The sequence below is a fragment of the Paraburkholderia atlantica genome (assembly GCF_000092885.1).
In the GTDB taxonomy this organism is placed as follows: domain Bacteria; phylum Pseudomonadota; class Gammaproteobacteria; order Burkholderiales; family Burkholderiaceae; genus Paraburkholderia; species Paraburkholderia atlantica.
On record NC_014119.1, the window covers coordinates 1,069,252 to 1,084,179 of the forward strand.

The following is a 14,928-nucleotide window of genomic DNA, read 5'->3' on the forward strand; positions in this document are numbered from 1 at the left end:
CGAATTGACTAAAAAACGATTTCGAAATCGCTCCTCTAGAAATGGTTTGCGCGGATTTTCGCGCAAACCATCTTAACTTTTAGACCCTCGCGAGATAACGCTCAACGCCCGAGGCGGAGATTATATTTGTCCATCGCAAATGCAGAAGTGTAGACGGATCATTCTCCGGCACCATATCGCCATGGAAATTGCAGATGCTAGAGAATACGTCTGGGCCTGTTACTGTGCATTGAATTCCAAACTTGGCGGCGGCGTTCAGATTCGACGGCGAGTCATTGCAGATGATTCTTTTGCCGAGTGCAGCGTATTCCAGAAGCTTCGTCGGTGTCTGCACGTCGTACGGACGCTTGTAGGGGATAGTTGAAATAGCGATCTCGCAATTGCGAACCACCGCGAGGGCATCCCGTTGCGGAAGACGGCCCGTGAACAGGATGCCGGGCGATTGAAGATATGCGTCGGAGATTTCCTTTTCAACCGGCCCAATCAGAACGAGGGTATCCGAGTCGCGCTTGGCGGCCAGAAAGTCCCTGATGAAGCCGTCAAAGCCACGTTCCCGCGTTATCTCGCCCAGATAGCAATACGTGCCCGCCGGGAGCGTCTGGTTGCGCTCAGCCTCCGTCGTAAAAATCCAGTCTGGCACACCCATTGGCAGGAAAACGGTATCTACTCCGTCCCGGAAACCCATCACTGCGCTCATCGAATCGTTCTGAAAGATTCGAAGATTGGGCCGCGGTTGCAAGGTTTTCTTTATGGTGTCTTTTAGCGCGCTGTTACGCCCAACCGACAGCGAGCGATAGTCGTGGATGACGTATTTCGCATCAGGGGTCCTCGGGTAAAAGCCCATGATGCACCAGAGAACGTATTCCTCCGGGTTCTTGACTTTTTTGTAATCATCCAGCGTTCCTGACGTTACCTTGCAGCCATTTCCTTCAAAGTACTTAGTGTAGGCGTCTATTTCCGGATAGTTCGCCTTGCCGGGGTGAAGAATGAATATCTGCATGTCATTGCCACCGTTCAAGTGTTGTCTCTCTGCGGCTGACTCTGCACTACCCTGGGGCAGTTCGGGTCGCGTTCGTTGAAATGTCGCATGCCAATGAATTGGTCAAGCGTGCGCTAGCTTGATGTCCTTTGGCAGAAACGCCGCGACGTTGGATTGCTCTATAACCCGGTCCCAGATGAGGTCTGTAAAGTCGCTCCGGCGATTTGCCGTGGCACTGCGGGCGGCGTCTTCATCGATGCCGTCAAAGATGTTCGCCGTCGTGATCACGCTGTGGATGCCCATCTCTTCACAGCATCTGATATTCGACGGCGAGTCGTTGCAGACGATTTTCTTGCCGAGCGCGGCGTACTCGAGAAGCTTGGTCGGTGTTTGATAGCAATGCGGCCGGTGATAGGGGAAGTAGCACACCGCAACTTCGGATTCGGCGACGTGCTTCAGCGCCTCACGCTGCGGCAACGGCCCGGTGAAAATGATATTTTTTGCGTTCGAAAATCTCTCGTAGATACGCGGGTCCGGTTTTCCCACCAGGAGGAGGGAGATGTCGCGTTTCTGAAACTTGTTGATAAATGCTTCCAGCACGCGATCGAAGCCCCGCTCGACGCTCATTTCGCCGATATAACAGAAATCAGCCTTCTTTTCGGTCTTGCCGTCACCCTGCACTTCGAAGATCCAGTTCGGCACGCCCATAGGCAAGATGACACTTGGTACGCCGTGGCCGAAACCCATGATCTCCTCTTGCTGTTTGTTTTGAAAGATTCGCAGATTCGGCTGGCAATTGAAGTATCGCTTCGCGACGTCTTTCATCGCAGGCCAGCCGCCAACGGAGAGAGAACGGTAGTCGTGGATCACGAAGTCGGATTCAAACCGATTCGGATAAAACCCCATGATCTCCCACAACACGAAATTACGTTTGTCTTCTAGCGCACGATACTTGCTTATTGTCCCAACGATCACATCCACGCCTCGAGCTTTAAAATAGTTTTGATAGGCAGTGATTTCCGGATAATTGGCGTTGCCGGGAGACGTGATGAAAATTTTACGCATGCCGCATTCCTTTTTTAACCATGGAGATAAGGAACAATAAGGCCGTTACGAACAGTGCCGTGCCGGCCTATCACCTTATCGTGGTGATTCGCTGCCTGGGGTGAAGGCCGCGCGGTGCACAATTGTGTCCTACGCCGTAGTGCGAGCTGTCGCGTCGTCGCTCGGGCGACATTGCGTGGCGTCGACCAGATTCGGTCAGTGCGCGGTGGTTGGCGGCGCTGTGCCTTCTACGCCTGGTTCAATACACGCGGCCTGAAGATCCGCTGAGCAAAGCGCCGGACCCGTCCCAGTCGTAGATAGCGCGGCGCCAACGTCAGGCCTGTGAGCTGCGCGGCGAACCACGCCACGGAAGAGTGATCGTCAATGTCGAACGCCTTGAGTCGGAACGGGTCGCTTCGTTCATCGTTCCAGCCCACGTCGGTCGTGCGTGCGGTCTTGTAGCCGGCGGCCTTCAACAGTTCGACCTCGCGCGGACCATAAATGCCATAGGGATACGCGAAATGCTCGCACGGCTTACCGACGATCCGTTCCACCTCCAACTTTGATAGCGCGAGTTCTTCAAAGCATTCGTCATCTTCACAGAAGGTCAGTGTCGGGTGATAGCGCGTGTGCGACTGGAAATCGACATAGGGACGCATCTCTTCGATATGGGCGGCGCTGAGGCCACTAATCGTCGCCGCTGCGTCTAGCGAGTCCTGACGAAAGCCTCGCGCGTCGAGTTCAGCCAGGCGCTGCTGATTTTTCATGCGGATCAGCCGCTTCACACCTGCATCCTTCGCGACAGGATGGAGGAACCAATGAGTACGATCGTGCGCCACGATGCTGCTGCAGATGTAAATGGTCGGGTACACGCCGTACTTGATGAATACCGGCAGAAGCTTTGCATTGCCAATATGGCCGTCATCAAACGTGACGGCCACGCGCGGGCGACCACTACCACGCGAATTTGCCTGCGACAAGGGCACGAACTCGACCTTGTCTTTCAGGTACTCGAAATGAGCCTCGAGCGTGGCGGGCGATGGATCGTGATAGAGCAGAATCGCGGTGCGATTGCGCCAAAGTAACGCCCGAATCACGGCGGGGGTTCCACTGAAAATCAGCGCGCGTGTGAGTATCTCACGCATCAATTGTTTCATATGCATCCCAAGCTAACGGCATTGAATGGGATTGTGCAGTTGCTGCCACAAAAGCGATGTGCGTTAGCGTACAGAGATAATGACAGCCTTCAGATAGTCTGGGATACTCGATCGTGTGACTACGCGCTATTTTCCAGAGCTGGATCTACTGCGGGGAAACAGGGATTCAGTGGAGAATCAGGCAGTCTTTATGTTTATACGGTAAGACGATTATTCTGAAGTTGGTGGCGCGCAAAGCAGAGGGAACATCGCAAAATTGCGTTGCACACCGAACTGACGCACGCAGCGTCAGCATCAAAAATGTTGCCGTCCCGTGACAGAAAGCGTGATTTGGCAACGCCGCATCGCCCGCAGTTTAAATCCGGTTTCCACCCTTTTCGTACACCCGCCCTGGGGTTTCGATGAACCAGAACTCTCTCCTTACGAATACCGCCGTGCTCCGGAATAACGATGTCAGTCTTTCACGTTATTTCGACGTTCTGATGGCCAACCGCTGGCTGGTCGGTGGAATTGCCGGCAGCGTGCTCGCGCTGGGCGTGGCATATGCGTTCATTGCGCCGTCGGTGTACCAGGCCGATATTCTCGTGCAGGTGGAAGACAGCATCCCGACCAACAATTCAAAGAGCCCGCTGGGCGACGTCTCGAGCATGTTCGACGTCAAGACAGAGGCGACGGCTGAGATGGAAATCATTCAGTCGAGAATGGTGGTCGGCAAAGCCGTCGACGATCTGCACCTCGATATCAGCGCAAAGCCCAGGCGCTTTCCATTGATCGGCGACTGGCTGGGGCGGCAAGCCAGAAGTGTTTCGGAGCCAGGACTCTTTGGATTTGGCGGATATGCGTGGGGCAATGAATCGGTCAAGGTGTCCAGCTTCAACGTTCCGGAAGCATTCGAAGGCGAGAAGTTCGTGCTGACCGTTCTGGATGACGGGCGCTACCGGCTGGAGCAGTCGGATCTGAGCCAGCCGGTCGAGGGCCGCGTGGGCGCAACGCTCGACACGACACTGCCTGATGGCGCGATCACGCTGCGCATCGATGCGCTGAACGCCAGGCCGGGCACGCAGTTCATTCTGGAGAGGCAGTCGCGCGAAAAGACGGTGGAAAACCTGCAAAACAGGCTGACCGTGTCGCAGAAGGGTAAGGACAGCGGCATCATCGGTGCGTCGCTGACGGGCTCCGAGCGGATGCTGACGGCCAGCACGCTCGCCGAAATCGGCAATGCGTATGTTGACCAGAATCTGAAGCGCAAGGCGGCTGAAGCCGAGAAGTCGCTCGAGTTCCTGAGTGCACAGCTGCCGCAACTGAAGAGCGACCTGGAGCGCGCCGAGGGACGCTATAACGACATGCGCAACCGCATGGGCGTGTTCAACCTGAGTGAGCAGGGCAAGGCCTATCTGGATCAGAGCGTGGCTGCACAGCGCAGCCTGCTCGAACTGAAGCAGAAGCGCGCGGAAATGGGCGCGATCTACGCGCCGGGTCACCCGGCGATCCAGGCGCTCGATCAGCAGATCGGCATGCTGGGCAGCAGGATCGGCAGCCTGTCGCAGCAGGAACAGGGGTTGCCGGACCTGGAGCAGAATGCGGTACGCCTGACCCGTGACATGAACGTGAACAACGAGCTTTATGTCGGCATGTTGAACAACATGCAACAGCTCAAGCTGGTGCGCGCGGGCAAGGTGGGAACGGCGCGGCTGATCGACAACCCGGTGGTGCCGAAAGACCCGATCAAGCCGAACAAGCTGCTGGTGATTATCTACGCGGCGCTGGGCGGCCTGATCCTGGGTGTGGGTGCGGCGTTCGCGCGTACGGCGCTCTATCGGGGCGTGACCGACGCGCAGGAGATCGAGGAGCAGACGGGCCTGAACGTGTATGCGACCGTGCCGTTATCGCAGGCGAAAGTCGCGCGAATCGGCAAGGCGCCGAAGCTGCCCACTGACGAGAAGTTCCTGCTGGCGAGCGAGTTTCCGCGCGACCCGTCGATTGAAAGCCTGCGCCGGCTCAGAACCGCGCTGCATTTTGCCATGCTCGAATCGGAGTCGGGCGACAATCGCGTGCTGCTGACGGGCCCGACGGAACAGGTGGGCAAGTCGTTCCTTTCCGCGAATCTGGCGGCGGTCGTCGCGGCCGCTGGCAAGCGGGTGTTGCTGATCGATGCGGACCTGCGCAAAGGCCATCTGGAGCAGTACTTCGGCCTCGACTCGACACCGGGCCTGGCCGACTATCTGTCGTCGGAGGTGCCGTCCGACTCGGTGATCACGCGGGACGTGCGCCCGGGCCTGGACTTCGTTGCGCGCGGCGCGATCCCGGAGAACCCGGCCGAGCTGCTGGTGAGCGAGCGCATGCAGCAGTTCCTCGCGAAGACGAGCGACTACGATATCGTGCTGATCGACACGCCGCCCGTGCTCGCGGTATCCGACGCGACCGCGCTTGCGGATAGCTGCGGCACCGTGTTGCTGGTGACGCGCTTCGAGACGACTTCCATTGCGCAGGTGCAGGAAGCGACCAAGCAACTCAAGCAGGCGAATGCCCGGGTGAAGGGTGTGATCTTCAACGCGATCGACACGGATGTCTATCGCTATAGTCTGGGCGCGCGCACCGGCCTCTATCGCAATGCCTCCTATCTCGACGCATTGCCCGCCAGCGGGAAGACACAGAAAGACTAGCTTTCGGACGACGGCCATCGTCGTGTGAAGCGAAGAAAAAATTCACCCGGACTTCGACGCAGATAAATTGTGAATATCAAACATTCGATAGTAAGTGTCGCTGGAGTGGTGCTGAGTCAGGCGCTAAATTTCGTTTCAATCCTTTTGATCGGGAAGTTTTGCGGACCGACGGCTCTCGGCTACTTCAGCCAGCTGATGGCTGGTGGTCTCTTTATCGGGTCGGTGATCGGCTTGCGTCTGGAGGTCGCATGCATGGCAGCGGACAAGGCGCAAGCCGTCCGGGCGATGATGAGTTCCAGCGCGGTCGCCATCATGATCGGCGTAGCGCTCGTGGTGGCTACCGCAGTAGCCGGGCACACGGAATACATACCTGTTATCGGTTTGGCGCTTGGCGTGTTCCTGCAACAGGCGTTGTGCGGAGCGCTCACTACCGAAAGAAAGTACACGCAGATCGCGACGATCCGGTTCTTTCCCAACGCCGCGTTCGCCGTCTACTTTCTCTGCATGATGATGTTTTCGAAAGGCGAGGTCAGTGGCACCACCGTATTCAACATCTATAGCTGGATTTTTCTGGCCTCGTCCGTTGTGCCGGCCGCGATTTGTCTTTATTCGGCCCGCCAGATGATCCCGGTGTCCTTCCTTAGGTTCTCTGCGATTCAGATCCAGTATGCAAAATTTGGCATACCGACCACTACGCTGAATTCATTCGTGATCTATGCGTCTGCGATCCTGATGCCGATGATCTTCGATCATCGTGACGCTGGCATCTTTGCGCTGGCGTATCGGGTGGGTTACTTCCCTGCGTCCCTCTTGTCGCAAAGTCTGGGCGCCGTCTTCCGCCGCGATCTGATCGATTATTTCGATGGCCACAGAAAAGGCGGAGCGAATCCTTCGAAGCAGTTTTTTACGATGCTGACGTTGATCAGCATTTCTCTCGTGGCAGCGTGCTATGCAGGCCTTAGCCTCATTATCCACGTGAAGATGGGCGACGAATGGGAACCGTCGATGTCCGTGTACCTGATCTTTATTCCCTATTTCATCACGATGGCGATCTACGGCTCGATGGCGCAGGTATTCATTGTCGCAAACCGACAGAAGATCGACTTGATGATTCAAATGGTCAATGCCGTATCGATTTTTCTGATCTTTGCGACGGCTCATTTCATGGGCGTCGGTTTCATTCAATCGCTTGTTCTGCTCAGCGTCTGTGGAACGATCGTGGCAAGCGTGGGTACTTACCAGGCGCTCAAGATCGGAAAGGGCCCGGACGCTTATTTGAATCGCCAACCTAGCTTTGAAGCGCCGTGACAGGCGAGTCGTTCAGGGAAAGAGAATGCGCATTGTAAAACTCCCCGGCATCATCGGCAGGAATGCGAGTCCAGGCGTGTCGGCCGCGGTCTGGTTCATTCTATTCATCGCGCTGTATGCCATCTCCGCGTTTCACGATAGCACGTTGCCCGCGCGGTTTCTGTTTGATGAACTGGTGATCTTCGACCGCATGAAGACCGTCACGGCTTTCAAGGCGTTTGGTGACTCGTTCGACAATCTCGCGTGGTTATTCAACTTTTTTGGCCTCGAGAGTTTCTCCATTTCTTTGGCGGGCTTTCTCGCATCGACTATCGGCATGTTTATCGCCATCTGGCGATCTGGTGTTACTTCGCTCAAGCCGACCGAGTTCTTTCTGGTCGCCTTCTGGCTCGTCAATCAGACCGTCTACATCGGCGTTCCGTCAAAAGAAGTTGTTATTTCTATTGCGGTTATGTTGTTGCTGTTTTACAACTCGTCGCGAGCGATATTGGCTTTGTTTGTAGTCCTGGCGACGCTGGTAGCCGTGTACTTCAGATCGTACTGGGCTATTACGCTTGCCGCGACCGTTTTTCTTTATTTAACACCAACTGGCTTCAGAAAGCCGATTTCATTGATCCTTTTCGCACTGACTCTGTTTGTGATTGTCGCCTTCGTGTTCCAGAAGGCCTACGGCGAATCACTCGATTTCGCGAGACAGAATGCCAATGAGTGGCGGGACCCAGAGGAAGTGGGGTCGATGATCGTACAGTTCATTCCGGGCAGCAGTATGTTCGTTGGCGTGGCGAACGTCGCCATCACGTTGGCGACCTTCGTTTTGCCGGTGCGGTTGATTACGTCGGGTTCTCCGTTGCAAATGCTGGGCGGCATTGGCGTGTTTTTCACTTTTGCGACTGTGTTCTCGCGTTATCGCTCGGCTGCGACGCTATTTCCGGTGGGCCGATTCGAGACGCTGTGTTTTTGCTTTCTCGTCAGTTTCCTTTCGACGCAAGCTATTTTCGAGCCGGACTACGGATCATTCCTGCGTCATCTTTCGCCGGTGTCGCCGTTGATCATGTTTCTCGTCCTGCGGCTGTCATTGGAAGGACACGTGACTGTATCGGCTGAGAGCGCGTCGCTGGCGAACGAGGACACCCATCATCGGTCCGCATTGTCGAGACATCGCAGCGCCTCCTGATTCGCCATAACGGACCTCTGTGTGCCGTTTGTGAAACGATTGGCTCCAGCTTTGCACAGCCGGCGCGCATGGCCCGGTATTCCCGCCGCGCAACGTCCAACAGCTTCTTCGCCACGGAAGGCAGAGCGCTCGTTGAGTAACCTCGGCGGATTCCGGCGGAACGCCCGCCGGCCTCGCCGACTTCGATAAGTTCCCAGCCAGAAACCTTCCGTCCAGTGGGGCTTCATCGGCCCACACTCGTTTGAGCCGTGCATGCCACGCGAGGCGCGCCCTTGTGTTGCGCCGTCACCATCGCAAGCGATTCGAATCCCACCGTAATGCTTTCAAAAGGCAAAAGCCTTTGCTACCATCCCGCCTCATGAATGCGAATCAATCGCATTTACAACCGACAGAGGCGCTTGCTCGCTGGTAGACATGAAGAATCAAAAAACCAAACGTCCAACAAGGCTCACACTCCATCGTCCCATGCAGATTGCGGTTTGGCTGGCCTTTGCCGGCGCCGCGCAATGCGCTTTTGCGCAGAGCGTCGCGAACGGGGAAACCGCGGCGCCAGCCAGTAGTCCTGGCGCCACGGCGACGGCCGCTAGCGGCGGCGAGCAGGCGCTGCCGGCCGTCAACGTCAACGCGGCCGCCCAGACGGATTCGCCGATGCACTTGCGCACGCCCGTGTCGGTCGGCGCGCTGGGTACGCGTTCGCAGCTCGACACGCCGTTCTCGACCACCGTCGTGACCGGCGAGGAGCTAGCCGACCGTCAGGCGAACAAGCTCGGCGACGTGTTCGCGGTCGACGCATCGGTCACCGACAGCACCAATGCGTATAACGCGTGGGCCACGTACATCTCGATTCGCGGCCTACCGATCGATTGGCAGAACGGCTTTCGCATCAACGGCAATCCGTTCATCTCGTACGGCATCACGATGCCTTATGAAAACCTCGAACGCGTCGAACTGCTGAAGGGCCTTGGCGGTTTCATGTACGGTTTCGTGCAGCCGGGCGGGGTCGTCAACTACGTGACGAAGACGCCGGCGGATCAGCCGGTGACCAGCGTGTCGGCCGGCTACCGGATGGACAGCGTGTTCAGCCAGCACGTCGACCTGAGCCGGCGCTTCGGTCCGGACGACATGTTCGGCGCGCGCGTCAACTACACGCACGAGGCCGGCAAGACCTACAACGCGGGGGACATCAATCGCAATTCGCTGGCGGTGTCGCTCGACGGCCGCCTGACGCGCGACCTCGACGTCTATTTCGACGCGATCTATCAGCAAAGCCGCTCGAGCGGCCAGACCCCCGCGATCTACACGGGCACCCTTACGGGCACGAGCCTGCCCGTGCCAATCAGCGGCGGCACCAATCTGCTCGGCGGCACCGATCAGCATCTGAACACGAACCTGCAGTTGTACACGGCGGGCGTCAGGTATCAGATCACGCCGAACTGGTCGTTCAACACGTCGGCGAGCTACAGCAAGTCGTCGCGCGACCGCAATGAAAGCACGCTGACGCTGCTGAACCAGGCCGGCGACTACACCGACAGCCGCTGGAACGGCGACGAAGGTCACCAGGACATCTACTGGCAGGGCGTATTCGAAGGCACGGCGAAGACCGGCATCTTCACGCATCAACTGGCGCTCGGCGCGTCGTGGCAGTACCAGACGAACGACTACAGCGCCGTCTCGTACTACTTCACGCTGGGCAACGGCAACCTGTATCAGCCAAACCCGTGGCGCTACTATTCGGGCGCCGGTCTCGACAAATATCGCGCGAACGAGATCACGCAGAAGGCGCTATTCGCGAGCGACACGCTCCAGCTGACGGATCGCTGGTCGCTGCTCGCGGGCCTGCGCTACACGAACTACGATCAGCAGTCGTACAACGTCAACGGTTCGCTGTTGTCTTCGTACGGGCAGAACGGTGTGCTGACGCCGACCGTCGCGCTGATGTACAAGCTCGAGCCGCACACCACGCTTTACGCGAGTTACGTGGAGTCGCTCGAGCAGGGCGCGATGGTGGCCGACATCTACGCGAACGCCGGCGCGCTGCTGCGTCCGCTGCGCTCGCGTCAGTACGAGGTCGGCATCAAGAGCGAGCATGAGCGCTGGGCGGCGACGGCTGCGCTGTTCCGCATCGAACGCGGCGCCGCATACGCGAACAGCCAGAATGTCTACGTGCAGGACGGCAACTCGATTTACCAAGGTCTGGAGGCGGGCAGCAGTGTGCGCCTCGGCCGCAACTGGCAGGTGACCGGCAACCTGATGCTGCTCGACACCTGGTACGCGAAAGGACAGGCCTATAACGGCAACCGGGTTGCCGGAGCGCCGCTATTCGTCGCCGCCGGCCGCGTGACCTACGACGTGCCCGCCGTGCCGGGCCTGCAGCTCGGCGCGGACGCGAAGTTCACGAGCAGCACGAAAGTGCGTCCGGCTGGCGACCTGGAGACGGGCGGCTACATGATCGTCAACGTCGGAGCGAACTATTTGACGCGCATCGGTGGGCACGACGTGACGCTGCGCGCGGCGATCGACAACATCACGAATCGCCGCTACTGGATGTTCCAGTACACGGACTACATCGCGCCGGGCGATCCGCGCATGGTCAGCGTGAACGCGAAGATCGATTTCTGATCCTGATCAACGGCAGCGGGCTCACTGCGCGCCGCTGGAGCGCATGGCCCGGTATTCCCGCTGCACGATGTCCATCAGTTCCGCCACCGAGGTCAGCGCGCTCTGTTGCTCGTAGGTCACGCGACCTCGCTGCATCAACATGATGCGATCCGCGATATCGAGCGTCTGCGCATAGTTGTGCATGATCATGATGATCGACAGGCCGCCTTTTTCCTTCAGGCGCATCAGCAGGTCGATGATGAGCCCCGCCTCGCGCGCGCCCATCGCGGCGAGCGGCTCGTCGAGCAACAGGATCTTCGCGTTCGAATGCACGGCGCGCGCCACGGCGATCGCCTGGCGCTGGCCGCCCGAAAGACGCTCCACGGGCAAATCCACCGAAGGCACGTGCACGCCGATATCGTCGAGGCATTGCGCCGCGCGCTCGCGCATCTGCTTGTGGTCGAGCAGCCTGAACGGCCCGCGCCGCACGATTTCGCGATTCAGGAACATGTTGTGGTAGATGCTCAGCGAATTCGCGAGCGCGAGATCCTGATATACGCACTCGATGCCGAGCGAGCGCGCATGATCGACCGAGCGCAACAGCGTCTGCTCGCCGTCGATGTGGAGTGTGCCGCTCGTTTGCTGATGAAAGCCCGTGAGAATTTTCACGAGCGTGGACTTGCCCGCGCCGTTGTCGCCCAGTATGCCGAGGATCTCGCCTTTGCCGAGCGTGAGCGAGACGCCGTCGAGCGCCGTCACCGCGCCGAAGCGTTTGACGAGGTTGTCGCCGCGCAGCGCGAGCGGCGCGTTCGCCGCGCCGAGCGCAGCGGAGGTGGCATTCACGCCCGCGGAAGAAGTTTGCGACTGGTCCATCAGCGTCCACCCTTGCGGCGAATGCGCCCGACGTGGATGTTGAAGATCATCGCCGCCAGAATCGCGGCGCCAAGAATGATGTTGAACGTGAACGCGTTGATGCCGATCAGCGTAAATCCGTCGTTGAGAATACCGAGCACGGCCGCGCCGATGAGCCCGCCCACGATGGTGCCCGAACCGCCCGTCAGCGGCGTGCCGCCGATCACGGCCGCGGCCACGGCAAGGAACATGATCTGATTGCCGCCCGCCTGCGGATCGATCGAGGTAATGCGAAAGGCTTCGAGCATGCCGGTGAACCCCGCCAGCACCGCGGCAAGGATGAAGTTGCCGAGGCGCAGCCGCTTCACATGAATACCGGCCTCGCTCGCGCCGAGCGGATTCGCACCCGCGGCCTGCGTATGCAGGCCCCAGCGTGTATGCCGCAACAGCACGTGCATCGCGAAGGCGATCACCAGGGTCCAGATGATCTCGCTGTAGCCCCACGCGCCCATCACCGCGGCGAATGCGGGCGAGCCAGGCGTGGGGGCGGGCGTGCCGCGCGAGATCGTGAGCGTGATGCCGTTGATCAAAAAGAGCGTGCCGAGCGTCGTAACGAACGAGGGCAGCCGCAGCCACACCGTCACCGCCCCGTTCACGAAGCCGACCACTCCCGCCGCCACGAGCCCCGCGATCACGGCGAGCCACATCGGCGCGCCCGCGTCATTCGCGAACACCATCATGAATGGCGCGAACGCGAACACCATGCCCGCCGACAGATCGATATCGCCGCCGATCATCAGCATGATTTCGCCAAACGCGATGATCGCCACCGGCGCGATGAACTGCGACAGGTTGACGAGGCTCGCGTTGGTGAGCAGGAAATCGTGGTTCGCGAATTCGAAGTAGGCGGCCAGCAGCACTGCCACGAGCAGGATGCGCAGCTCGGCCGCCCATTGAGACGCGAATGAAACGCCCGCGCGCCGGGGCGCGCGGACCGCTTCGGTGTTGCTGGTTTCGTTCACTGTATTCATCAGGACTTGATTGCGCCGGACCGCGGGACGATTTGCTGCTTATCGGTCTTGCCTTCGAAGCGCGTCGAGGTATTGAGGTAGGGCTCGACGTTCTCCTTGGTCACGAACTTCAGGCCCGTGTTGATTTCGGCCGGCCCGACGAGGCCGCCCGAGCTGAGGAACACGAACGCCTGCATCACCGTATAGAAACCTTGAACGTACGGCTGCTGGTCGATGGTGAAGTCGAGGTAGCCTTCGTGGATCAGCTGGATCGTGGTCGGCAGCAGGTCGAAGCCGCCGCCGTGCACGCCCTTCGCGGGCAGGTTCGATTCCTTCATCACCTGCGCGACGCCCTGGGTGCTGCCCGCATCCACGGCGAACATGCCCTTCAGGTCCTGGTGACCCAGATAGAACGCCTTGATCTTCGACAACTCCTCGTTGACGGTCGCGCCCGTGGCCACGGTCTGAATGTCGATCTTCTTGCCGGACTTCTTGATCGCGTCGCTAGCCCCGTCCATACGTGGCTGGATGTTAAGCTGCCCCGGCGTCGCAATGAACAGCGCAACCATGCCGCTGTCGATCAGGCTCACGATGCGCTCGCCCATCTGGTAGCCCGACAGATACAGGTCCTGGCCGATATAGGCGAGGCGCGGATTCTTTTTGCCGCGCGGCGCGTCGGCGTTATAGGCGAACACTGGAATACCGGCGTCGAGCGCGGCCTGAATGGGCTTGTCGAAAGCGCTCGGATCGACGATCGGCACCGCGATGGCGTCGGCCTTCGCGGCGATCGCCGAGTTGACGGCACGGACCATTTCGCCAGCGTCGGAGGTGGCCGAGCCGGTCCACTGATAGTCCATGTTGAGCAGCGAGCAGGCATCCTGAATGCCGTACTGCGTGGGCACGAAGAACGGGTTGGTCGTGACGTGATTGACGAACACGATCTTCCACTTCTTGTGCGACGGAAACGCCGACTCCGCCGCCTGCGCACTGGCGATCAGGCCGCCCGCGCCGCCTAGCGTGCCCATCAGCGAAAGCGCCGCGCCGAGTCCGGCGCCCTGCATCAGCCCGCGCCGCGCCGGATTGAAAGAGTTGTTGCCTTGTTGCTGGTTGTCATCCCGTTGCTGTGCCATCTCATCCTCCGATTCTTGTCTTCGTTGGTCGATGCGGTCGACGTTGCGTCGATCGTGTGCAGATGCTAGAAGGCACCGGGAGTGCGCTGGGCAGCGCGAGACTTTGGCGTGGCGACGTGCAACCCCGATTCGAGGCGCTCGATACGCGCCGTGCGGTACCGCAAAAATGTTAGTGCAGTGCGGTTGCACCGCCTAATCCATGTATACCCGCACCATTCCGAAGAGTGGGACGGCGGGGTCACGAACGTGTGGTTAGTGGCGCCCGACGGGGTGAAATGCTGGTCTGCGCCGCTGTCGGCGGACCGGCGAACGCACGGCGTGGCACCGGGTGGCGCGCTGCAGCAGACAGCACGCAGCCACGGCTTCGCGATGCGCGGCGCTCAAAGCTCCCCGCCTGCCAACACCGTCGCCACGTGCGCGCGCAAAGTCGGCAACACTTCGTCTTCGAACCACGGATTGCGCTTGAACCACGCGACATTGCGCGGCGACGGATGCGGCAGCGGCATCACACGCGGTCCAAACTCTGCCCACCTGACGAGCGTATCGGTCGAAGTAGGGCCGAACGCGTCGCCGAGACCGAAGCGCTGCGCGTATTGTCCGATCAGCAGCGTCAATTTCACCGAACGCATCCGTGCGAGCAATTCGCGATGCCAGCGGCTGGCGCACTCGGGACGGGGCGGCAGGTCGCCGCTCGCACCGCGGCCCGGAAAACAGAAGCCCATCGGCACGATGGCGAACCGGGACGCGTCGTAGAAGGTCGTGTCGTCGACGCCGAGCCATGTGCGCAGGCGCGCGCCGCTCGCGTCGCTCCACGGCACCCCGGACGCATGCACGCGCGCGCCCGGCGCTTGGCCGATGATCAGAATACGCGAGCGCGTGGACGCCGCAAGCACGGGTCGGGGCGCGTGCGGCAGAGTGGGGGCGCACAGCGTGCAGGCGCGGATATCGTGCAGCAGCGTGTCGAGCGACGTGTCGTGTTTCGACGTACGTTTGGTGGTAACAGCCATAAAGCG

Annotated in this window: 11 protein-coding genes; 4 read left to right on the forward strand and 7 right to left on the reverse strand. The window is 59.6% G+C overall.

Annotation, left to right across the window (positions count from 1 at the left end; genetic code table 11):
- Positions 1 to 79: 79 nt before the first annotated feature.
- The 3 genes from BC1002_RS32505 to BC1002_RS32515 form a co-directional block, all read right to left on the reverse strand.
- On the reverse strand, positions 80 to 1,000 hold the full coding sequence (locus tag BC1002_RS32505) for a glycosyltransferase (RefSeq protein ID WP_013094221.1): 921 nt from the start codon (positions 998 to 1,000) through the stop codon (positions 80 to 82).
- A 102-nt stretch (positions 1,001 to 1,102) separates the two neighbouring features.
- Complete coding sequence (locus BC1002_RS32510) at positions 1,103 to 2,044, reverse strand: glycosyltransferase (protein ID WP_013094222.1); 942 nt, start codon at positions 2,042 to 2,044, stop codon at positions 1,103 to 1,105.
- Positions 2,045 to 2,271: 227 nt separating this feature from the next.
- Positions 2,272 to 3,180, reverse strand: a complete 909-nt coding sequence (locus tag BC1002_RS32515) for a polysaccharide deacetylase family protein (protein ID WP_013094223.1) — start codon at positions 3,178 to 3,180, stop codon at positions 2,272 to 2,274.
- Positions 3,181 to 3,581: 401 nt separating this feature from the next.
- Here BC1002_RS32515 and BC1002_RS32520 point away from each other — a divergent pair, with 401 nt between their 5' ends.
- The 4 genes from BC1002_RS32520 to BC1002_RS32535 all read left to right on the forward strand — a co-directional run bounded on the left by BC1002_RS32520 (position 3,582) and on the right by BC1002_RS32535 (position 10,944).
- Positions 3,582 to 5,843 (forward strand): polysaccharide biosynthesis tyrosine autokinase, encoded by a 2,262-nt coding sequence (locus BC1002_RS32520; RefSeq protein WP_013094224.1) that lies wholly within the window; start codon positions 3,582 to 3,584, stop codon positions 5,841 to 5,843.
- A 69-nt stretch (positions 5,844 to 5,912) separates the two neighbouring features.
- Positions 5,913 to 7,151, forward strand: a complete 1,239-nt coding sequence (locus BC1002_RS32525; RefSeq protein WP_013094225.1) for a lipopolysaccharide biosynthesis protein — start codon at positions 5,913 to 5,915, stop codon at positions 7,149 to 7,151.
- A gap of 25 nt (positions 7,152 to 7,176) precedes the next feature.
- Positions 7,177 to 8,325 (forward strand): hypothetical protein, encoded by a 1,149-nt coding sequence (locus tag BC1002_RS32530; protein ID WP_013094226.1) that lies wholly within the window; start codon positions 7,177 to 7,179, stop codon positions 8,323 to 8,325.
- A 465-nt stretch (positions 8,326 to 8,790) separates the two neighbouring features.
- Positions 8,791 to 10,944: a TonB-dependent siderophore receptor gene (locus BC1002_RS32535; protein WP_013094227.1), complete on the forward strand. Its 2,154-nt coding sequence runs from the start codon at positions 8,791 to 8,793 to the stop codon at positions 10,942 to 10,944.
- A 21-nt stretch (positions 10,945 to 10,965) separates the two neighbouring features.
- On the opposite strand, the gene BC1002_RS32540 is transcribed toward BC1002_RS32535, so the two are convergent.
- From BC1002_RS32540 to BC1002_RS32555, 4 genes are all read right to left on the reverse strand, one after another.
- Positions 10,966 to 11,796 (reverse strand): ATP-binding cassette domain-containing protein, encoded by an 831-nt coding sequence (locus tag BC1002_RS32540; RefSeq protein WP_013094228.1) that lies wholly within the window; start codon positions 11,794 to 11,796, stop codon positions 10,966 to 10,968.
- Positions 11,796 to 12,806 carry an ABC transporter permease gene (locus BC1002_RS32545; protein WP_013094229.1) on the reverse strand — a complete coding sequence of 337 codons (1,011 nt, stop codon included), beginning with the start codon at positions 12,804 to 12,806 and terminating at the stop codon, positions 11,796 to 11,798. The genes BC1002_RS32540 and BC1002_RS32545 overlap by 1 nt, the downstream gene beginning before the upstream one ends.
- A complete protein-coding gene (locus tag BC1002_RS32550) occupies positions 12,806 to 13,915 on the reverse strand; it encodes a sugar ABC transporter substrate-binding protein (RefSeq protein ID WP_013094230.1) in 1,110 nt (369 codons plus the stop codon). Before BC1002_RS32550 ends, BC1002_RS32545 begins: the two co-directional genes overlap by 1 nt.
- Before the next feature lie 380 nt (positions 13,916 to 14,295).
- Positions 14,296 to 14,922 (reverse strand): uracil-DNA glycosylase family protein, encoded by a 627-nt coding sequence (locus BC1002_RS32555; RefSeq protein WP_013094231.1) that lies wholly within the window; start codon positions 14,920 to 14,922, stop codon positions 14,296 to 14,298.
- Positions 14,923 to 14,928 lie beyond the last annotated feature (6 nt).

Excerpts from the sequence above, each read along its gene's own strand:
- BC1002_RS32505 (WP_013094221.1), bottom strand. The coding sequence starts at position 1,000 with ATGCAGATATTCATTCTTCACCCCGGCAAGGCGAACTATCCGGAAATA.
- BC1002_RS32510 (WP_013094222.1), bottom strand. The coding sequence starts at position 2,044 with ATGCGTAAAATTTTCATCACGTCTCCCGGCAACGCCAATTATCCGGAA.
- BC1002_RS32515 (WP_013094223.1), bottom strand. The coding sequence starts at position 3,180 with ATGAAACAATTGATGCGTGAGATACTCACACGCGCGCTGATTTTCAGT.
- BC1002_RS32520 (WP_013094224.1), top strand. The coding sequence starts at position 3,582 with ATGAACCAGAACTCTCTCCTTACGAATACCGCCGTGCTCCGGAATAAC.
- BC1002_RS32530 (WP_013094226.1), top strand. The coding sequence starts at position 7,177 with ATGCGCATTGTAAAACTCCCCGGCATCATCGGCAGGAATGCGAGTCCA.
- BC1002_RS32535 (WP_013094227.1), top strand. The coding sequence starts at position 8,791 with ATGCAGATTGCGGTTTGGCTGGCCTTTGCCGGCGCCGCGCAATGCGCT.
- BC1002_RS32540 (WP_013094228.1), bottom strand. The coding sequence starts at position 11,796 with ATGGACCAGTCGCAAACTTCTTCCGCGGGCGTGAATGCCACCTCCGCT.
- BC1002_RS32545 (WP_013094229.1), bottom strand. The coding sequence starts at position 12,806 with ATGAATACAGTGAACGAAACCAGCAACACCGAAGCGGTCCGCGCGCCC.
- BC1002_RS32550 (WP_013094230.1), bottom strand. The coding sequence starts at position 13,915 with ATGGCACAGCAACGGGATGACAACCAGCAACAAGGCAACAACTCTTTC.
- BC1002_RS32555 (WP_013094231.1), bottom strand. The coding sequence starts at position 14,922 with ATGGCTGTTACCACCAAACGTACGTCGAAACACGACACGTCGCTCGAC.